Here is a 20832-nt window from a genome sequence, read left to right as displayed (position 1 = left end):
AGTTAAAGCTTAAAGATAGTGATTTTGTTACAACTCTTCGACTGCTTTCTCAAGATTTTTGTACCATTCTTCACCATAGGTGCGGATGAGAGGATCCTTTAAAAATTTAAATACAGGCACCTGTAATTCTTTGCCAAATGAGCATGCATCTTTACAGATATGCCAACGGTCATAGTGAAGTACGTCGAATTCGGGATAATGTGTTGTCCTGATAGGATAGAGGTGACACGAAACGGGTTTGCGCCAATGGACCTCACCAAGTTCGTACGCCTTTTCGATAGCACATTTTGTAATGCCATTTTCCCAGGTCACATAAGCACATTCTTTATTTCCATCGACACAGGTGGTGGTTAGATCGCCATCAACATCGACAACATACTTCCCTTGCTCTTCAATCGCTTCAATGCCTTTCTCGGTCATATAGGGCTTTACTTTGGGATAAATTTCCTCCAATATAGCCTTTTCACTCTCCAATAAAGGGGCGCCTGAATCGCCTTCAATACAACAGATTCCTTTACATTTTGATAAATTACACACAAAGTCATTGTTGATTAGATCTTCGTGTACCAATACATTTCCTACTTCAATCATTCTAATTATTTTGAGTAGCTTGCTTTTTGTCCCAATTTGTATTTTAATCCACTGGCTTCGAGTAATTCTAATGTTACCGAGCCGATGAGAATATCTACATTGGCTTTGACCGGAATACGGTTGCCATCGTTGGTTACCCACAGATAAAGCTTGCTATTTTTTTTAAAGATACGTCCCGGTTTAATCTCAGGACTGAATTTGAGACATTCTAATGTGCCTAATTCCGTTTTTATTTTTTCTATTCCAATATATTGTATGCCTAAGGTGGCAATCTCATCATTCAAAAAATAAGTCAGCTTAAAAGATTCTCCTGGTTTAACAGTCGACAGATCTAAATTACGGGCGAAATAATAGGAAGAAAGCAAGTCGAAAGTCTGATCTACCTTCGAATTGAAAGTCCCTTTATTGCCTACAACGCTATTTGTCTCCTGGTTGAAGCGCACCTTATCATTCCGTCTATATCCACCTTCACGAATGTTCTCTGTATAATAATACGGTAAAAATGTTTTGCTGTTGATATACGAGTTGTATTCATTTTTTACGGTATATATCGCAAAGGCGCCAGCTGTTTTGCCGGCAGCGTATAGATGAAAGGAAGGGTTTCCAGCTCCGTCCTTGGTATCTTCAACGGTTAATGTCCCCGTGGCGGCTGAAATAAAGCCATAACGGAGTTTATATTTTAATTTCTCACCACCTTTAAATGCCGATTCTTTTAAATGCGGTAAATCTTGAGCGAAAGCAGTACTTACGATAACGGATAAGTAAAGGAGCAAAGTCGATATAAGTTTCATGTACGTAAGTTTACGAAATTTGTTTGAAAAAGAAATGTTAATTTCATTCAAATAAATTTAACTTTTGGAGTTAATGAGACGTTCATGGACGATGACTTATACTTATTTCTGAGCTGATTTATTTAGGCTGTGTCCGCTTAAATACCGGGACTGTAGAACAGGGTTCACCGTACATAATACTTTTTGCCACCTTACTTAGTTTTACCGTAAACTGTACAAATGTAGACTCTGGAATAAAAGTATCGCCACAACCTTTCACAACGACACGTTGATCCCGAAATTGTTCCATGTCAATCTGTTCAATTGCCGCAGCATACTGAATGCGCAATAACTCTTCTGAATCCCCAAAAATAACTGTCGTTGCATAGGGCTCCAATTTGTTGGCCAATAACATATAAGCCCAAGTCGGGACAATAGCATCGGCAGTGCACGTAATGGCGACATGTTTACCCGCGTATTGCGACCAGTCGTGTGTCTTAATGAATTCGCGGAAGTCCTTTTCTTTAAGAATCAAGCCATGGAAGAGATTATCCTTAATATCATATACTACATTGTCTGCTTTAGGATGGTAGTTGGCCAAGTCAACTGTGACTAACCCACTTTGCGCAACTTTGTTGACAATATTTGTTTGAATATCCATATTTACATCAAAAAAAAGCCGGACGATAATTCGTCCGGCTACAAATTTACTTAAAAATCTTTTAAAAGAATTTCACTCTATTGTCAATGATTTCAGCTTTGTCTTGTAATGCGCGGAAAATAGATCCCCAAGCACGTTGTGCTTTAGCTGCAAGCATTTGTTTCTTTTGTCCGTTGATATCCGAAATAGCGGCAGGATTGGTAAAACCATTCACTTGTACAACATATACACCTGTATTACCTTCAATAGCTTTGGAAGGTTTGTTTGGCTGTAGTCCAAAAACAGTACCAACTACCTTGTTTTCTAATGCAACACCAGGGATAACTGGATTTGCGAAGACAACATTTTCAACGTGAATAGCTGCTTTACCGACTTTTTGTGCAACTTGATCAATAGAAGATGTACCTGCTAAAGCCTTGTCAAATTTATCTTTCAAGATTTTAGCTTTAACCATATTTCTTACTGCAGGTTCAATATCTTTCTTAACAGCATCCAAGGAAAGGGTTCCTTTAGGCTGTATGTCGACCAGGCTTGCTAAGATATATGAGGTTTCAGTCTCAAATACTTTATCTGAAATTTCACCTTTTTTAGCTTCGAAAGCCCATTTGATTAAATCACGTGGAGCTTCGGCACCATCTAGTACATTGTCCATCGCTGTTACGCGTGAGGCTGTTTTTGCTTCTAGACCAAGTTTTTTCGCTTCTTGAGCAAAGTTCTGTGCTGTAGCTGCAGATAAGAATGCTGTTGCTTTGCTATGCGCATTGTTCAACGTTTCTTTTCCACTGTTGATCACTTTGTCAATGATGGCAACTTTAGCATATTTTGAACTACCTGATTGTTTCTCTATTTTAATGACATGGACACCATATTGTGATTTTACAACTTTGATATCGCCTGTTTTACTTTCGAAGATGGCTGTCTCAAGATCTGGAGCCATACGGCCTCTTGTTAAAGTACCCAGCTCTCCACCGTTGGTTTTGCTCTCTGGATCTTTGCTGAATTGAACTGCCAATGCTGCGAAATTGTCTCCTTTTTGAATCAAACCTTTGATAGAATCTGCTTTCGCCAATGCTTTATCCATTCCACCTTCGGCAGTAGGATCCAACAGGATGTGTGATGCTTTCACAGAGTCAGGGCTTACGATCGTCGAAACAACTTTCGCGATTTCAAACGCATTGTTGTTTAAGAAAGGTCCAACTGTTGTTCCGGCTGCCACATTGAATACAACTGAATCCAAAGAAGGACTCAACTGTCCTTTTTTTACATAAGTAAACGGAAATTTGTTGTCTGAATTGATCGAAGCAAATAAAGAGTCATCTTTGGCAACGATTAAATCTTGTTTCAATTTATTGATGGTCTCTTTTACGGCCAATGAATCTTTTGCAAGAGGTTTTGCATCTACCATTACGTATTGAATCGCACGTGTTTCCTCTTGTGTTTTGAACATACTTTTATGTTCATTATAATATTCTTGGTAATCTGCATCAGTCAATTTAGCATCAGCATCTTTAATAGAAGCGTAATCTAAAAGAATGTATTTGAAGTCTGCTAGTTTATTACGCTCTTGGTATTCTTCGTTTGCTTCCAAAGAAGTAACATATACGCTATTGGAAAGCAATTCGCCATATTTGCTGCTTAAACGCTCATCTCTAACGCCTTCCAGTAGTGCTTCCCATTGATCAGCCACTTGTTGGTTGCCTGATGTGTTCATTTGGCTAATAAAAGCACGAAGTTGACTCGGGTCAAATTGTCCTGTTTGTGGGTTGGTGAAGGCTTGAACGATTTGAGGCGAAGGGTTGTTGCCTTGTACTAAATCATTTAATTCGTCTTTACCGACAGTCAAACCTATTTTTTCAATTTCCTTTTTCAAGATCTCTCTTGACAAAAATTGATTCCATACTTGTTGAACAGCGTAGGTCCGCATTTGAGGGGTAACTGCACCGCCCATTTGTTGTTTGAACATTTCCTCTGTTTGTTCAACTTGCTTACTGAACGCAGGATATTCAATTTCAGTTCCGTTGACTTCCCCTACACGATTTTGATGTCTCGCCCAAAAAGGAGCTCCTCCTCGAACGACATCGCCTAGTAAAAATGCTAAAATTGCGATAGCCATAGCCGCGGTCAAGATGACGCCAGCTTTGTTACGCAAAAAGCCCATTAATCCCATAGTCTGCTTATTGTGTTTATATTGTGTAAATACTTGTATTTCGTTAATTTATGCATAGCATAGCAAAATGCGGTGCAAGATACAATTTTTATAAAAAAAAACGGAATATTTTCCTGAATGTAGCAAAACAAATTTGAAAACTATTTGTATAAAGCGGAGTTTTTTGTTCTCTTTTAGTTCAAACGATTCGTTTTGAGTAACTTAATCGTATAAATAAACTGGCTGAAGCCATCCTGTCAGATCCATACCGGCTGTTAAACTAAACCTGAATCCGATTTATGGCCTGTACATAGCTATTTACCTAGCGAGGGGAATAGGTTATTGTTGGTAACGATGGTATAGCCGGTTGCGTTAGCAATATTGACATGTTTAAAATCCTTGTCCGAAGTAAATGATGAACCTTGTAAGTTGCCGCGATTATCTCGAAAGAATGCCGTAATGGGAACATGATTATAAAAGGTCATGTTGCTGTTGCTATCGGCTTTACTTTCGTCATAGATGATCTCTTCTGTTTTGATGATAGAACCGTCGGCCATCGTTACCACCACATTTTTTGTAAAGGTGGTCGTCTTTTCTTTTTCCCTTCGAATGGCGTGGTCGGAAGTGATTCGCTGAGTTTCCTTTAAATTGTCGTCATAAAAGATGATTTTTATGCTTTTTGGAAATTCGTATACTTCGGTGCTATCGTGTTTGATACGCATTTCGGGCGCTGTGAGATTCGCTTTCACCCGTGTGGAATCGCTATAGATAATATCGACATGACGTGAAATGTCGACCGCCTCTTCCTTTTTCATGTTAGCAAGGCGGTCCACCTCTTTTAGATCCGGTTCGCAAGAGGTCAATGAGAGCGCCCCTAGTAAAGATAATATTACTAGGGGCGATATATTTTGGAATATGGATGAAGCAAATGTCTTGCGTACCATCGTATTAATTAATCTAAAGGAGGTTTTCTAAACCAGCGGTCATTTAGGGTAAAGCCGATATTAAAGTTAATATAACGCTCACGTAGGAGACTATTGCTGATTTTGCCCATTTGGCCAAATTCTGCAGAGAAGTTTATTTTAGAGAAGGCCCCTGAAAATTGATTTCTTGCCAATGGCAAGCCTACGCCTACAGTAACCGCCATATCGTTGATATTCTGGTCGCTTAAGAAATATTGTGTTTTATTATACCTGAAACCAACTCTATAGTCTACTTGGTTCAAATATTTGAGCGAAGTAACATCTGGTGTTATCTGACCACCAATCGCTACGCCGTAATTCTTCCTTAGTTCGTTTTCACCCGCTCTTGTCTGAAATCTTGACCAATCGGCATATTTAAAGTCGGCTCCTATTAACCATCGGTTATTACGTGCAAGGGTAATACCTACGTTATGTCTCAACGGAAGCGTCAAATGCCTGCTGCTACGGTCTGAAATATAGGTACTATCCAAAGGAATATTTTGGTTGTCTGGATCCGTTGAAGGTGTAACTCTTGTATTAAAAATTGTTGCTCTTTCTTTGACGTCATTATTTAGCGATCCTGAATAACCAACGATCAACGAATATTCTCTATTTAAAGGTTGTTCGTATTGCAGGCCATAATCAAAGATAATCCCCTGGATTTCACGTTTATTTTGTTGTTGCGTATTTAATGCTCCGGATGTAGGTAAAAACTCAACACGGCTATAATCATTTAAGGTTCCAAATAGATAAGACATATTGGCACCAATACTCAGACCTTTTACAATGCGTACCCCCCAACCGGCATAGGCTTTAGTTAAACCACCTTCGCCCGTGAAAACTTTCGTATAGGGATCAGAATTTACTGTTCCAGCTGAAGATGTCCGATAGCCTATATCTGAGTAGGGAAGGATACCCAAGCTGATACCACCAAATCGTTTCATTGGGAAAGTCATGGTAATGTGGCTAAAGGCAAAATCCGCGGTATTATCGGATCTGGTCGTCGAATTCAACTGCGTGTAATTCCCGTATAAACCAGCATCAAAGGTTGTAAACTGTGTTGCAGAATAAGATGCAGGATTGCTTGGGTTGGTATTGTATACGCCATTGATTCTCCGGACAGCGGTATTGACACCTCCCATCCCTCTATATTGTGGCAATAAATCTTCACGCATCTGACCAAGTCCAAATTGAGAATAAGGTGATGCGGATGTCGTTTTTTGTGCAAATGCGGTAGTAGAACTAGCTAAAATTCCACCTGCTAACAACAGTTGGAGTGATTTATTTCTTAGAGAGCTTGTAAAGCGTTTCTGCATGGTCAATCTATAAAATTGAGAAACTAATGTTTATTTAGTTTTAGTGAAATTTTCGAGTTATCTGACTCTTATATTAAATGTTCTTTGCTTTTAATCGCATACAAAACTATTCAATTTTTGCGAGCTTGTTAAGCCGATTTTGTTAAAAAAGGTTAAACACCTATTGTACAACGGCTTAGAAAAACTGAAAGTAGATTATGGTAAGTGTTATGATGGCGTATACGACTTCAAAAAACCATTTCTTTTTGGCATAAGTGAAATAATAAGCCATATAAATAGCGATAGAAGGGGCACAAAGTAAAAAATGGGCCTCCGTTAGTTTTTTATTCCAATAAAAAGAGACGATCGCTAGGCATAACATAAAAAACAACAGTTGAAATGACTTGCGAATATGCACGACACTTTTGAAAAAATTGTCTTTCAATACCAAAAGGAAGAGTATTAACGTAAAGATTACCGGGACGAGTACCAGATAATCGACTAATTGAATGCGAATCGCAGTAGGGAATTTGTAGGTAAATGGCAGCCAAATGGTATAAAATTGCTCCATTTTACCCATCCATAGGTAGATAACCGCTAAGATGAAATAGACTGTTGCTAGGCCAAGTAAAGGGGTGATCCACTCACGCCAATTGAAGGGTCTAAAAATGAGTAGGCCTATCCACAATAAGAAGAACATACTCAGAAACGGGAAGTAGATCAGACTTCCTATACCTACAATCATACCGAGATCAAACATTTCGGCTTTAACATCTGTCTGCCGATAGAGGGAGAGCAACTTGCTTAACATCCATATCGAAATAAAATTACAGATCAGGGTCGGAGATAGTACCAAAAATGGTAAAAACAAGCTGGCCAATGTCATGTACATCAAAGCAACCAAGAAACTGGGTTTGCCCAGTAGGTTAAAATGGCTTGTGATGCGATTGAGTATCGTTGCCTGAGAAATCGTCAAGATCAGTGTGATAAAAACATTGGTCGAAGGAGAGAGGTTGATTAAGTTATTCTCTCCCAAAAGATTCCCCAAGGCAGGTTCAAAGATTACAGAATCAAGTTTGTCCGGAAGGTGAAGAAATATGCCTAAACATAAAACAAAACCCACGAGGGATAGAAATAAAATATTGATGGGTGAATAATTTCTAAACTGACTTATAATCATTGTATGCGATCAATAAAATGCTATTTATTCTTTTTTTCCAATTTACTGATACGGCGATCGAGCAAGAAAAGGAAGAAAGCCAAACCTAAAAAAATGACCAACATGACCAATACAACAACGTAGATCTTACCTTCGCTACGCAATCCAGTCGCCATCTCGACATCATCCTGTGCAAATGTGCTCAAAGTCGATAAGAGTAGTAAGGCGATTGACAATGTTATTTTTTTCATTTGTTTAAAATATTATTCGTGTCGTTTTCATTGTTATACATGATTCGATACACGCTATTTGATTATGTAATATCCTGTTTTTTTATTGATTGGGCTTTACCGGATTTCTCTATTTTAGAAATAAAGGATCGTATTAGCCGTTCAATTCTATGCGTTCAAATCTTTCTTTTCGAGCAAACGTACTCTATAGCGGAGTGAACAGATCCAAGCTGCAATCATTGGCCAGCCAATCATCGCTGCATAAAATGTAGGACGCAGCTCGCTGCTCATTTTTAAATCGCCAAAGGCGGCGTTCCCACCACTTCCGGGGTGAAGCGAGTCTGTCATCTTCGGTAGAATATAAAGTAGCACGACGATAATTGGAAATGCAAAGATATTGTACACCGCCGATATTTTGGCTCTTTTTTGCTCTTCTTCCAGCGCATTACGGAGCACCAAATAGGCCAGATACATGAGTGTTGCTATTGCTGAGCCATTAAGCTTCGGATCGTTTGGCCAAGGTTCTCCCCAGGTGATGTTTGCCCAAAGCATGCCTGTCGCAAGTCCAAGAAAACAAAATGTTATTCCTGTATTGACAGCTTCAATGGCCATTAAATCATACTCCTGTTTGCCCGTATTGAGGTATTTAATACTGTAAATAACGGAAACCAAGTACATAACGAACATGGCAGACCACATTGGGACATGAAAATAAACATTTCGTATGCTTTCGTGAAGGATGAATAGACGGGGAACAGGTCCTAAAAGACCATTGATAATGACCGCACAGATAATCATTACCGCTAATATTTTCCACCATTTTTTTCTCATGGATAAATTGAATTTAGTTTGTTCTCAATTCTGACATTTAATCTCGCCAAAGGTACGGAAATAACAACAAAGAAATAGTGATGGTGATTACATTAATTGCAAGTAATACGATTATTTCTTTGCTGCTGGAAGCCCTTTCTAGGCCTTCTATTGCATTGCGAGACAGCTTGATTAATACGATCAGCAGCGGAATAATGGCGGGGAAACTCAAGATGGCCATTAGAGTGCTATTGTTGCCCGCTTTGGAGCTGATCCCGGAGATCATGGTAAAAACAGTAGCAAAACTAATGCTGCCCAAGATGACCGAAATGAAGTAAAGCGTTGGATCACCGACAGGGTTTCTGAATATTGTCGAATAGACAAAATAGGCAATGATGGCCAGCAGGCTCATCATCATCATATTGTAAATGACTTTCGCTAAAATGATTGCTCTGGGATCGACCAGTGAATAATAATAAAGTTGCCGGTTTGGGTTTTCTTGGACGAAGCTTTTGTTGATTGCATTGATCGAAGCGAAGAGCATAATGATCCAGAATAATGCATTCCAAGTAGCCGTATCAACTGATTTGAACGCTTGATAGCAGACGAAAACAGTTGATACGACATATAGTAGAATTCCGTTAATAGCATATTTTGAACGCCATTCCAGAATGATGTCTTTAAGAATTAAAGTTTTTACCTGTTGCAGCAAAGTCATATGCAGCAAAGATACAAATGTATTTTGACCACGAGAGTGACCAAAACCATCAATTCTTAAAAAAGCTGTTTTTTTACTTATGCGTTAGAAATTTTGGACTTTGCAGCATCAGTTGTATTGTCGATTTTGCTTGCCAAATTTTGAGCGGCATTATTGGCGTGGTCCAAAGCTTCTCTGCCGGCTTCTGTTGCTTTGTTTTTCAATGCATCTGCATCATCTGAAGCTCTGCTGAACGCTGCTTGTGCCTTTGATTTCAAATGGTCTAGTTCAGCCGAAGCTCTGTTAGCTAGTTTTTGTGCCTTTTTAGCTTCTTTTTTTGAAAGATCTTTCAATGACTTAGTTAAGCTTTTAATGCCATCATTTGCACGATCTAATTGTTTTTTTCCATCATCAGTTCCTAAAAGATACCATGCAGCAGCTCCCGCAGCTAATCCTACCAAAGCAAATGCCACTAATCCATTTTTGCTATTTTTCATAATTCTTCTATTTTGTTATATATTCAATTTTGTTATATATTCAAATGATAATCAAGTATGATACCAAATGAACAATCACAGGGTGAATTTGTTTAAAAAGAATCAATAATTAACAAAATTTTACATATCAATTTTCTGCTGCTTTGACTGTAGATTATACAGATGCTGATAGAGACCACTTTCTTTTTGGAGCAGTTCAAAGTGAGTGCCGCTTTCGGACACGATTCCATTTTCGACAACAATAATTTTATCGGCATCAACAATGGTCGATAGTCGGTGTGCAATAATGATCGAGGTGCGTCCACGCATTAATTCCTCCAATGCCTCCTGTACCTGTCTTTCTGACTCTGAGTCTAAGGAAGAGGTGGCTTCGTCCAGGATAAGAATTGCAGGGTCTTTTAAAAGTGCACGGGCAATGGCAATGCGCTGGCGCTGACCACCGGAGAGTTTAACGCCACGTTCACCAACGAGGGTGTCATAGCCTTCAGGAAAATTTAAAATAAATTGATGTGCGTTGGCTCGTTTCGCAGCTGCTATAATTTCATCTTCTGTAGCCTCGAGCTTACCATAAGCTATATTTTCACGTATTGTCCCGCCAAATAGCAAAACATCCTGTGGTACGATAGCGACTTGGTTGCGGATATCACAAAGTTCAAAATCGGATGCGGGTCTGTCGTCGTAACTTACTTCCCCTTTTTTTGCTGTGTAGAATTGCAGAATCAATGAAGCTATTGTTGATTTTCCGGTTCCACTTGGGCCGACTATGGCGACTTTATCGCCCGCATTGGCTGTAAAGTTGATGTCTTTCAGGATTTCAATATCGGGACGGCTTGGGTAGGCAAAGGAAACATGATTGAAGCTTAGTTTACCAGTCATGGTCTTGTGAATTTCCTTACAAGTCGGCTTCACATTGAGGTTTTCTTGCGGCTCATCTAAAATTTCCAAAATCCGTTCACTCGCTCCTAGGGAACGTTGGATATTGGCATATAGCTCAGGAAAACTACCCATAGAACCTGCTACAAACATCGAATATAGAATGTAGGTCGTGAGGTCGCCTACTGTCATTTCATGGATAGAAACTAATGCCGCTCCATACCAGATGACAGCGATCACAGCTCCGAAAATACAGAAGATAATAAAAGACGCAAAAGCACCTCGGAAAGTAGCTCCTTTGACCGCTAATTTCACGACCGAATCCATCTGATTACTGTAGCGGTTGAATTCGAAATATTCATTCACAAAGGCTTTTACGTTGCTTATCCCCAACAATGTTTCCTGAACAATACTATTTGACTCGGCCATTTTATCCTGTGCCTGCCGCGACAATTCGCGAATGAATTTTCCGAAAATAATAGCAGCCACAACAATGATCGGTAATATACAAAGGTTCATGAGCGCAAGTTTGGGCGATACCCAAACCAAAAGGAATACACCGAAACAAAGACTAATCAACTGTCTCAAGATTTCAGCCAATGTTGTTGTTAACGTGTCCTGAATCTGTGAAAGGTCTGCAGACAAGCGGCTGTTTAATTCTCCAACACGACGATTGGCGAAAAATTCGATTGGTAATGAAATGAGTTTGAGGTAGGTGTCCTTGCGTAATGCGGATAGCGTACGCTCAGCAATCTCAACAAAAATTCGTATACGAAAAAAAGAGACGACTGATAGAAAAGACAGAATAATAAAGGCAATTCCACCAATATAATAAACGTGTGGTGCAAGCCAGGGATAAGTTTGCTTGCCTTGCGCAGCATCAATCATAGCACCAAGCAAAGCCGGAAAGGCGAGCATGGCCAAACTGGATAATACCAAGAAAAACATGCCGACCCCAAATTTAAACCGATAAGGTTTTAAATAGGTCATCAATTTAGATGCTCTCAATAGGAGCTCCTTATTCAATTTTGGTTTTGGTAGATCTTCTTCTTGTTTATTACCGCTGTTGAATCCTCTTGCCATATCCGCTACTTCAAATTTTGTTGCGAGGACAAATGTAAAGAGATTAAAAATATTTTGCTATCATACTTTAGTCAATTTTTGAACAGAATCGTACTTTTTCTGATTTAAACAGCTGTTTTAAGTAGCTTGTCGTTGTGCAAATGCTTATCGCTGTGGTGCTTTATCCTAAATTTTGTTGTTTCGAAGCTGTTTGTTGCGCTTTAAATTTATAGAGTAAATATCCCAATACGGCGATAATAAGTAAAGCGATATAAAGGAGGATGTTGCTTAGCGGCAGATTCCCGGATGTTTTGTCTCCCTGTGCCCGCAGCTTTTCGTTTTCTTTTTGAAGCTTACTTATGGTTCCAATATAGGCTGAGACCTGCTTGTCGTAATCTGTTGCCAATTGTTGGTATTTATCCTTCTCAAAATCTTTGATTTTCAATAGTTTTTGGGTTTCCAGGAAAATGTTGTTATCTGTGATGACGATATCTTTTAGGATATCAATGCTCTTTTGCATATCACCTTTTGATTTGAAAAGGCCAAAAAGTCCTGTTTTTTGAGTGAGGCTTGTGTCATAAGCCCCGAATTTCTGTTGTCTAGCATCGAGTAGGTCATTTACACGGCTTCGTTGTACCTCAAAAGAGCTGGAGTCTGCGTTGTTTTGCGACTTGGCCTGTCCAAAGAAGCAAAATAGAACGGCGATTGGAAGTAGGAATCTTAAGAATTTCATCATGTATTTGGACGATCTATTTATCAAATGTTTAGTTTAAACTAACGTTCATGGTAAAATTTTATTTTGCCATAAAGCTACATCTACAATTTTAGCCCTATGATCAGTTTGACCAAGGATAAAAAAATGGAGCGAAAGCACTACAAATGAATTTATGAAATTAATCTTTAAATTCTATACGAATTACATTGGAATCGTCATCATGAAGTCCGAGTAGCTGGCTTGCATTACCTTTATTGATGGCGATTTCAAGGTAGTTGGAAATACCAAATAAACAAAGTTTCTCACCTTCTCCAACTTCGTTGTAATGCCAGGAAAGGTTGGTAATGGTTTCATTGCGTTTGAAATAAAGGACAAAATGACGTCCTTTTTGAACTTTATTGAATAGATCTTTTGAGATATTGGTAATGGCGTTGCCGAAAGCATCAACATAAATGACGTTGCCTCGGATCATGTCTTTATCAAAGATAGGCTGCAAAGTTACTTTTTCGATGAGCTGTTGCATTGAAGTCCCGATTTCTTTCAGTTTGCCCCCCTTGGCAATATGACAAGCGGATTTAGAAAGGATATCTGCAAGCGGAAAGTGAAGATACCGAAGGTCTTGCATTAAGTTGAGCTCATAGAGTTCCTGTGGTTCATTGCCATTCAGCAATAGACTGAAAATACCATTGTCGGCCCCGACGAAATAATGATCGTTGTATTTCATGCCGATATATTTCGATTCTTCATGAAACAAAGTGTTAATTCCGATAATGTGTACAGTTCCTTTAGGGAAATAATGATAAGCGTTACCTAATACAAAGGCCGCACGAGGGATGTTGAACGCGGGAATTTCATGGGTAATATCAACAATATTGGCACCGGACAGCTGCGATAAAAGACTACCTTTTAACGCGGCTTGATAAAAATCTTTGTGTCCTAAGTCTGTTGTTAATGTAATTACTGCCATTATAATCTAAATCCTAGATCGAATTGCTGTCGAATTCCCTTAAATATACCCTTATATTTATCTAAATAGTGGACAAAATTACTATTTATCAGATGATTTATAAAGCTAATTGGATAACTTATTTTGAATCGGTCTTTTTTCGATTGATATACACAAACATAGCGAAGATTTTATGTATAATGAAATCTTTGTGTCCCTTTGTGGTCTGTCTCCATAAGCTTCTAAATCATCGTCGTTTGTACGCTGTATCTTCTTGGTTGTTTCGTTAGAATACGTTAATTTTGAATAGTATTATACAGGAACGATATTGTGTAATGGCTACAATCTAATTAATTCTAAATAGGATAAAATTTGAACGAATTACTAATTGCATTAGATGGTCTGAATTTGCCCATATTATGGGGAGCAGACAATGAGCACTTCGATTATTTGAAGAAGCAATTCCCAAAACTGCGGATTGTAGCTCGCGGAAGTGAAATGAAAGTGTTGGGAGACGCGAAGGAATTAGATCTGTTTGAGCAATCGTTTAAGGAAGTCATGGCTCATCTGGAGAAATTTAACAACGTTACTTTATTGGATTTTGAAAATCTCCTTGGAGCAAGTGCAGGTTCTGCTGTTCAACAAGAAAAAGAACTTGCGGCCAAACATGCAGCCTTTGGATCCGAACCGATCGTTTATGGGCCTAATGGTATTATTGTACGTGCACGTACGGCCAACCAGCGGAAGATGGTGGATAGTATTTCGAAAAATGACATCTTATTTGCTATCGGACCGGCGGGTACAGGAAAGACCTATACAGCGGTTGCATTAGCTGTTCGAGCACTTCGAAATAAAGAAATCAAAAGAATCATTCTAACAAGACCAGCCGTAGAGGCCGGCGAAAATCTCGGTTTTTTACCTGGCGACTTAAAGGAGAAGGTAGATCCCTATTTGAGACCGCTCTACGATGCGTTGGACGATATGATTCCAGCGGAGAAGCTAAAAGGTTATCTGGAAAATCGGACCATTGAGGTCGCCCCTTTAGCGTTTATGCGTGGACGAACACTTGATAACTGTTTTGTGATTCTGGACGAAGCTCAGAATGCAACGGATATGCAGCTGAAGATGTTTTTGACCCGTATGGGGCCAACGGCAAAATTTATCGTTACAGGTGATATGACACAGGTAGATTTACCGAAAAAAAATCAATCTGGATTATCTACTTCGATTCGTTTATTGGAGAATATCGAAGGAATAGACATTATCCACCTCAGTGGTGGAGATGTGGTTCGCCATAAATTGGTTCGCCGCATCCTCGAAGCGTATGGTGATATTTAATATTAAAAGGCAAATCGAGCAGAGCGAGCTCTTAAATCAATGCGCTGCATCTATGAATGCCATTAAACGCAGTCATAAATGAACAATTACTTACATTTGAATTTTACTTTGAACATGAATGCTATAAAAGAAACAAATTTCAATTTCGACAATCAGACTGCTTTTTACAGGGGAAAAGTACGTGACGTATATACGATTGCCAATACTTATTTGGCGATGGTTGCCTCAGATCGTATTTCGGCATTTGATGTGGTACTTCCACGTCCTATACCCTATAAAGGGCAGGTGTTGAATCAAATTGCGGCCAAATTTTTAAAGGCTACGGCTGATATTATTCCAAATTGGGTTGTATCTGTTCCGGATCCAAGTGTAACTATCGGTCAAATGTGTGAGCCGTTTAAAGTAGAAATGGTTATTAGGGGCTACTTGTCGGGACACGCTTGGCGTGAATACGCTGCAGGCAAACGTGAAGTATGTGGTGAGGCATTGCCAGAAGGACTGAAAGAAAATGACAAATTGCCTGAGCCAATTATTACACCGACAACAAAGGCTGCTGTTGGACATGATGAAGATATTTCACGTGCCGATATCTTGAAAAAAGGTATCGTAAGCGAGGAAGATTATGTTCAATTGGAGCAATATACCAAAGCGTTGTTCCAAAGAGGAACTGAAATTGCGGCGCAAAGAGGGCTAATATTGGTGGATACAAAATATGAGTTTGGAAAAAAAGACGGCAAAATTGTGCTGATCGATGAGATTCATACACCAGATTCTTCCCGTTATTTTTATGCAGAAGGCTATCAGGAACGCCAGGATAAAGGTGAGTCACAAAAGCAATTGTCGAAGGAGTTTGTTCGCAAATGGTTAATCGAAAACGGCTTCCAAGGGAAAGACGGTCAGGTCGTTCCGGAGATGACCGATGAGATCGTGGCTTCCATTTCTGAACGTTATATTGAGCTATACGAGCATATCGTCGGAGAGAAGTTTGTGTACCCAGATCAGGAAAACGTACTGGAACGTGTGGAAAGAAATGTGGCAAACGCCTTGAAAACGCTAAATTATTAGTACATTGTATCCTCAAACAAAGGAGATAGACTAATGAAGTATACCATTGATAAGCACGATCGCTATATTGTCATAGAACCTCATGTCGATGTGATTGACGCGGATAATGCCGCTAAACTCAAAGGGGAGTTTTTGTTGCGGAATACGATTGGACAACGGAATATCGTTTTGGATATGATCCACGTTAAGCAAACGGACGAGGTAGGTATCCGTTTAGGCGTGCTTGCCCATCGTTTATGTCAGTCTGTTGGTGGCATATTTATTTTGGTTAATCTTTGTCCAACGTTAATGGATATGGTTCGTGTATCGCATTTGGATAAATCGCTGAAAATAGCACCATCTTTAAAGGTTGCGGAGGATTTAATCTTTGCACACGAATTGGAATCTGAGTATCGGGGGACAATTGAGGATTAATATGAAGTTTGAAGTTCTGATATTAGGAAATAGCTCGGCAACGCCAATGTTTGATCGTCATCCGACTAGCCAAGTGTTGAACTTTAATGAGCAATTGTTTTTGATCGACTGTGGAGAAGGCACACAGATGCAACTCAGCAGATACGGTATCAAAAGCAATCGCATAGCACATATATTTATTAGCCATCTGCATGGGGATCATTATTTGGGCTTGGTGGGGCTGCTTTCATCAATGCACCTTGTCGGCCGAAAAAGTGATCTCCATTTGTATGGCCCACCTGCGTTAAAGGAAATTTTAGACGTGCAGTTTTTGCATTCCGAGACTATCTTACGCTATAATCTTGTTTTTCATCCGATTTCACCGGAACAGCCTGGCGTTATTTTTGAAAACAGAACATTAAAAGTAAGTGCTTTTCCATTAAAGCATCGTATTTCCTGTACTGGCTTTCGTTTTGATGAGGGACCCCGCGCGCGAACATTGCTTGGCGATGTTGTACAGGAATTAAATATACCTACCGCCTATTTTCCGATGATCAAAAAAGGATTTGATTACGTCGATGAAAGCGGTACAGTATATCGTGCAGACGACCTGAGCCTTCCTGCCCCCTTATCGCGCAGTTATGTGTATTGTTCGGATACCGTACGGACGCCAGAATATCTGCCTTATGTGCAAAAGGCTAATCTGATGTATCATGAGTCTACATTCTTGCACGATATGGTTGATCGCGCAAAAGAGACGTTTCACACAACAGCGCTGGAAGCTGGAGAAATCGCCCAGGAAACTCACGCAAAGAAGTTGCTATTAGGTCATTATTCAGCTCGGTACAGAGATTTAAATCCCCTGTTGGAAGAAGCGAGAACTGTATTCCCAAACACGGAACTCTCTGTGGAAGGTAGATGGTTTTCCGTTTAGTTTTTTTTGAATTTTCTCTTACATCCCAACGATGAATGGGTTAAGACCTATGAATAATTGCTTATTATATTGCATATGATGAACAATTTATCTAAGTTTACGGCTCTAATTTTTTTATAATGGATAATCCATTCAACTTAAACAACCTACTACGGGAAAATATTAAGAAGCTCGTACCTTATTCATCCGCAAGAGATGAATTTAAAGGGGAGGCATCCATATTGATTGATGCCAATGAAAATCCTTTTGGATCCCCCTTAAACCATGATTACAACCGATATCCAGACCCTCTCCAACATCAAGTTAAAGCCAAACTTTCTAAAATAAAAGGTGTACCATCAGAGAATATCTTTTTGGGAAATGGAAGTGATGAAGCTATTGATATTTTATACCGTGCATTTTGTACCCCTGGTGTTGACAATGTCATATTAGTTCCGCCAACTTACGGGATGTATGAAGTTTCTGCGAACATCAATGATGTTGCTTTCAAAAAGGTAAACCTTACTGCTGATTACCAGCTGGATTTGGATGGTATTGCCAATGCAATAGACGCACATACTAAACTGATTTTTATCTGTTCTCCAAATAATCCAACAGGAAACTCAATCCGTCGTCAGGATATTGAAACGATCTTGAATAATTTTCAGGGGCTTGTTGTTGTGGATGAGGCTTATATTAATTTTTCTGCTGTCAAGTCATTTACGCAAGAACTTGCTGAATACCCCAATCTAGTGGTATTGCAGACTTTGTCTAAAGCTTGGGGGCTTGCGGCCCTACGCCTGGGCATGGCTTTTGCCAGTAAAGAGATTATAGCTGTTTACAATAAAATAAAACCGCCATACAACATTAATCAGGCTACACAAGATATTGTGTTGGAAGCCTTAGATCAGGTTGATCAAGTCAATGACTGGATCAAGGAGACAGTGGCAGAGCGTGAGAAACTCGTGCGTGAATTGCTTGAACTGGACTATGTGCAGCATATTACACCTTCTGATGCCAACTTTATTTTGGTCAAGATGGAGCAGCCACGTGAAGTTTACGATTATCTAGTTCAGTATGGAATTATCGTTAGAGATAGATCCAAGGTCGAATTATGTGAAGGCTGTCTGCGGATCACTGTTGGAACGCCTGCCGAAAATCAAATATTGTTAGAAAAACTTAATCAAATCAATAAATAATACTATGCCTGAAAACTTAAAACGTGTACTGTTTATAGACCGCGATGGAACATTAATTTTGGAACCTGAAGACGAACAAATCGATTCTTTTACCAAATTAAAATTCTATCCTGGTGCTTTGCAGTATCTTCCACGTATCGCAAAGGAGCTGGATTTCGAATTGATCTTGGTTTCCAACCAAGATGGTTTAGGAACGTCTTCCCATCCGGAGGAGAATTTCTGGCCAGTCCATCATTTTGTGATTGATACGTTTGCAGGAGAAGGAGTAGTGTTTGCCGAGGAACATATTGATAAAACCTTTCCACACGAGAATGCGGAAACCCGAAAACCGGGAGTTGGTATGCTTGGAGCTTATTTTGATACGTCGAAATACGATTTGAGCCAATCCTTCGTCATCGGCGATCGTGTGAATGATGTTAAATTAGCACAAAACCTCGGCGCAAAGGCAATTTGGCTGCGTGCTAACGATCAATTAGGTGTTTTGGAAAACCTTGCGATAGATCCAACTGTTATAGCTTTAGAGACAACAGATTGGAAGACGGTGTATGAATTCCTTAAATTGGGTACGCGCACTGCCGAACATCATCGTAAAACCAATGAAACGGATATTTTTATTCAGTTGAATTTGGACGGTTCGGGTAAGTCTGATATCGAAACGGGATTGCCGTTTTTCGACCATATGTTGGATCAATTGGCTAGACATGGAGCACTTGATTTGACCATTAAGGCGAAAGGGGATCTTCATATCGACGAACATCATACCATCGAAGATACGGGTATCGCACTGGGCGAGGTCTTTTTGAAGGCTTTAGGAGACAAACGTGGAATTGAGCGTTATTCCTATACTTTGCCAATGGATGATTGTTTGGCTCAGGTTGCATTGGATTTTGGTGGTCGCAACTGGATTGTGTGGGATGCGGAATTTAAACGGGAGAAGATTGGCGATATGCCTACGGAAATGTTTTTCCATTTCTTTAAGTCGTTTTCAGATGCTTCACGATCGAATTTAAACATTAAAGCGGAAGGTGACAATGAGCACCATAAGATCGAAGCGATCTTCAAAGCTTTTGCTAAATCTATCAAGAAGGCGGTAAGACGCGATGCCGACCATATGCAATTGCCAAGTACAAAAGGAGTATTGTAAGATGATAGGAATTATTAATTACGGTGCGGGGAATATTTTCTCTTTGACAGCGGCACTGGATCGTGTTGGGCTTACCTATGGTATGGTCAATACCGCAGATGATATCGATCAATACGATCGTATCATCATTCCTGGAGTGGGGCATGCTGGCGCAGCAATGGACAAACTACAGGAATCAGGATTGGTGCCTTATATCAAAAAGCTAAAAAAGCCTGTATTGGGGATTTGTGTTGGTATGCAATTACTGACGGCTTTTTCAGAAGAAGGAAATGCCGAAATGTTAAAGCTATTTCCTTTGAAGACGTTACATTTTGATGTCGAAAAGTCGGGTAAAGTACCACATATGGGCTGGAATAGTGTTTCCGTGCCAGCAAATAGTCCTTTATTTGCACATATTAAAGATCAGACTTATTTTTATTTTGTCCACTCGTACTTTATCGAATTCGATGCGACATATACCGCGGCAAAATGTGTCTATGGACAGCCTTTTTCGGCTGCAATTTCTAAAGACAACTTCTTTGGCGTACAATTCCATCCAGAGAAATCTGGAAAAGCAGGAGAGCAGCTGTTGCTCAATTTTTCAACTATTCAAATTGATTAAAAATATTCGACTATGTATATCATTCCAGCAATAGACGTCTTGGACAAAAAAGTTGTCCGTTTGAGAGAGGGTAACTACAATGACGTTACAACGTATGCGATTAGTTTAGAAGAGCAAATCGAAACCTACCGTGCAAATGGTACGGAACTCGTCCATATCATTGATTTAAATGGTGCAAAAGGAGACTTCAGCAATCAGGCCTATTTATTTGATATCATCCAGAAGACGGATATGAAGATTCAATATGGCGGTGGTGTTAGAAGCATAGAGAAGGTTAAAGAATTGGTAGATGCGGGTGTTTATCGCGTTATTGTCGGAACACAGGCAATCACAAATCCTTCATTTTTGGAGGAACTGGCTACATTGAACGAAGGTAAAGTAAAATATGCCGACCACATCGTTATAGCAATTGACGTTTTGGATGAAGTCATCAAATACTCCGGGTGGCTGGAAAGTTCTCCAATCAAATTGATCGAATATATTGATAAATGCTTGGTTTTAGGATTCTTTAGGTTCTTATGTACCGATATTAGTAAAGATGGTAAATTGGGCGGTGCAGGCGTTGAATTGTACCAAAAGTTGTTAAACCATTCTCCAATTATCAAGTTAATTGCTTCTGGCGGGATCAGTTCAATGGATGATATTCAGAAACTTCAGGAATTGGGCAGTGTAGAATCTGTTGTCGTTGGTAAAGCAATCTATGAAAATAGAATCTCGATCGATGAAATCAAAGATTGGAATTTAAAATCGTTAATCAGATTTTAA

General features: G+C 39.5%; 22 protein-coding genes. 8 read left to right on the top strand and 14 right to left on the bottom strand.

Going from position 1 to position 20832, the window contains the following annotated elements; genetic code table 11:
• Positions 1–27 precede the first annotated feature (27 nt).
• From GVK91_RS18370 to GVK91_RS18305, 14 genes are all read right to left on the bottom strand, one after another.
• Positions 28–591 carry a DUF3109 family protein gene (locus GVK91_RS18370; RefSeq protein ID WP_046672325.1) on the bottom strand — a complete coding sequence of 188 codons (564 nt, stop codon included), beginning with the start codon at positions 589–591 and terminating at the stop codon, positions 28–30.
• 5 nt (positions 592–596) lie between these two features.
• Positions 597–1382 (bottom strand): DUF3108 domain-containing protein, encoded by a 786-nt coding sequence (locus GVK91_RS18365; RefSeq protein WP_153847495.1) that lies wholly within the window; start codon positions 1380–1382, stop codon positions 597–599.
• 118 nt (positions 1383–1500) lie between these two features.
• Positions 1501–2022 (bottom strand): DUF2480 family protein, encoded by a 522-nt coding sequence (locus GVK91_RS18360; protein WP_075990973.1) that lies wholly within the window; start codon positions 2020–2022, stop codon positions 1501–1503.
• Positions 2023–2083: 61 nt separating this feature from the next.
• Positions 2084–4189 (bottom strand): SurA N-terminal domain-containing protein, encoded by a 2106-nt coding sequence (locus GVK91_RS18355; RefSeq protein WP_159730664.1) that lies wholly within the window; start codon positions 4187–4189, stop codon positions 2084–2086.
• A 293-nt stretch (positions 4190–4482) separates the two neighbouring features.
• On the bottom strand, positions 4483–5112 hold the full coding sequence (lptC, locus tag GVK91_RS18350; protein ID WP_153847492.1) for an LPS export ABC transporter periplasmic protein LptC: 630 nt from the start codon (positions 5110–5112) through the stop codon (positions 4483–4485).
• 8 nt (positions 5113–5120) lie between these two features.
• Positions 5121–6446 (bottom strand): hypothetical protein, encoded by a 1326-nt coding sequence (locus GVK91_RS18345; RefSeq protein WP_153847491.1) that lies wholly within the window; start codon positions 6444–6446, stop codon positions 5121–5123.
• 175 nt (positions 6447–6621) lie between these two features.
• Complete coding sequence (locus GVK91_RS18340; protein ID WP_153847490.1) at positions 6622–7605, bottom strand: DUF6427 family protein; 984 nt, start codon at positions 7603–7605, stop codon at positions 6622–6624.
• 20 nt (positions 7606–7625) lie between these two features.
• Positions 7626–7835 (bottom strand): CcmD family protein, encoded by a 210-nt coding sequence (locus tag GVK91_RS18335; protein WP_046672332.1) that lies wholly within the window; start codon positions 7833–7835, stop codon positions 7626–7628.
• 147 nt (positions 7836–7982) lie between these two features.
• A complete protein-coding gene (gene ccsA, locus GVK91_RS18330; RefSeq protein ID WP_153847489.1) occupies positions 7983–8645 on the bottom strand; it encodes a cytochrome c biogenesis protein in 663 nt (220 codons plus the stop codon).
• A 37-nt stretch (positions 8646–8682) separates the two neighbouring features.
• Positions 8683–9342, bottom strand: a complete 660-nt coding sequence (locus tag GVK91_RS18325; protein ID WP_153847488.1) for a heme exporter protein CcmB — start codon at positions 9340–9342, stop codon at positions 8683–8685.
• 77 nt (positions 9343–9419) lie between these two features.
• Positions 9420–9818: a hypothetical protein gene (locus GVK91_RS18320; protein ID WP_153847487.1), complete on the bottom strand. Its 399-nt coding sequence runs from the start codon at positions 9816–9818 to the stop codon at positions 9420–9422.
• 120 nt (positions 9819–9938) lie between these two features.
• Positions 9939–11774 (bottom strand): ABC transporter ATP-binding protein, encoded by a 1836-nt coding sequence (locus GVK91_RS18315; protein ID WP_153847486.1) that lies wholly within the window; start codon positions 11772–11774, stop codon positions 9939–9941.
• Between the two features lie 160 nt (positions 11775–11934).
• Entirely contained in the window at positions 11935–12489 is a 555-nt protein-coding gene (locus GVK91_RS18310; RefSeq protein WP_153847485.1) for a hypothetical protein, read from the bottom strand.
• Between the two features lie 157 nt (positions 12490–12646).
• Positions 12647–13435 carry an S-adenosyl-l-methionine hydroxide adenosyltransferase family protein gene (locus tag GVK91_RS18305; RefSeq protein ID WP_046672337.1) on the bottom strand — a complete coding sequence of 263 codons (789 nt, stop codon included), beginning with the start codon at positions 13433–13435 and terminating at the stop codon, positions 12647–12649.
• Between the two features lie 351 nt (positions 13436–13786).
• Here GVK91_RS18305 and GVK91_RS18300 point away from each other — a divergent pair, with 351 nt between their 5' ends.
• The 8 genes from GVK91_RS18300 to GVK91_RS18265 all read left to right on the top strand — a co-directional run bounded on the left by GVK91_RS18300 (position 13787) and on the right by GVK91_RS18265 (position 20832).
• Positions 13787–14752, top strand: a complete 966-nt coding sequence (locus tag GVK91_RS18300; RefSeq protein WP_153847484.1) for a PhoH family protein — start codon at positions 13787–13789, stop codon at positions 14750–14752.
• 114 nt (positions 14753–14866) lie between these two features.
• The gene (locus tag GVK91_RS18295) at positions 14867–15817 is read left to right on the top strand and encodes a phosphoribosylaminoimidazolesuccinocarboxamide synthase (RefSeq protein WP_153847524.1); all 951 of its coding nucleotides are present in this window, start codon (positions 14867–14869) and stop codon (positions 15815–15817) included.
• Between the two features lie 33 nt (positions 15818–15850).
• Entirely contained in the window at positions 15851–16231 is a 381-nt protein-coding gene (locus GVK91_RS18290) for an STAS domain-containing protein (RefSeq protein ID WP_075990983.1), read from the top strand.
• Between the two features lies 1 nt (position 16232).
• Positions 16233–17144: a ribonuclease Z gene (locus GVK91_RS18285; protein WP_159730662.1), complete on the top strand. Its 912-nt coding sequence runs from the start codon at positions 16233–16235 to the stop codon at positions 17142–17144.
• Positions 17145–17263: 119 nt separating this feature from the next.
• A complete protein-coding gene (hisC, locus tag GVK91_RS18280; protein WP_120333585.1) occupies positions 17264–18322 on the top strand; it encodes a histidinol-phosphate transaminase in 1059 nt (352 codons plus the stop codon).
• Between the two features lie 4 nt (positions 18323–18326).
• The gene (gene hisB / locus GVK91_RS18275) at positions 18327–19466 is read left to right on the top strand and encodes a bifunctional histidinol-phosphatase/imidazoleglycerol-phosphate dehydratase HisB (protein ID WP_153847482.1); all 1140 of its coding nucleotides are present in this window, start codon (positions 18327–18329) and stop codon (positions 19464–19466) included.
• A gap of 1 nt (position 19467) precedes the next feature.
• Positions 19468–20067, top strand: a complete 600-nt coding sequence (gene hisH / locus GVK91_RS18270) for an imidazole glycerol phosphate synthase subunit HisH (RefSeq protein WP_159730660.1) — start codon at positions 19468–19470, stop codon at positions 20065–20067.
• Positions 20068–20079: 12 nt separating this feature from the next.
• Positions 20080–20832: a HisA/HisF-related TIM barrel protein gene (locus GVK91_RS18265; protein ID WP_075990987.1), complete on the top strand. Its 753-nt coding sequence runs from the start codon at positions 20080–20082 to the stop codon at positions 20830–20832.

The sequence above is a fragment of the Sphingobacterium sp. 18053 genome, from assembly GCF_902706145.1.
In the GTDB taxonomy this organism is placed as follows: Bacteria; Bacteroidota; Bacteroidia; order Sphingobacteriales; family Sphingobacteriaceae; genus Sphingobacterium; species Sphingobacterium paramultivorum.
This window is presented reverse-complemented; position numbering and strand designations above follow the sequence as displayed.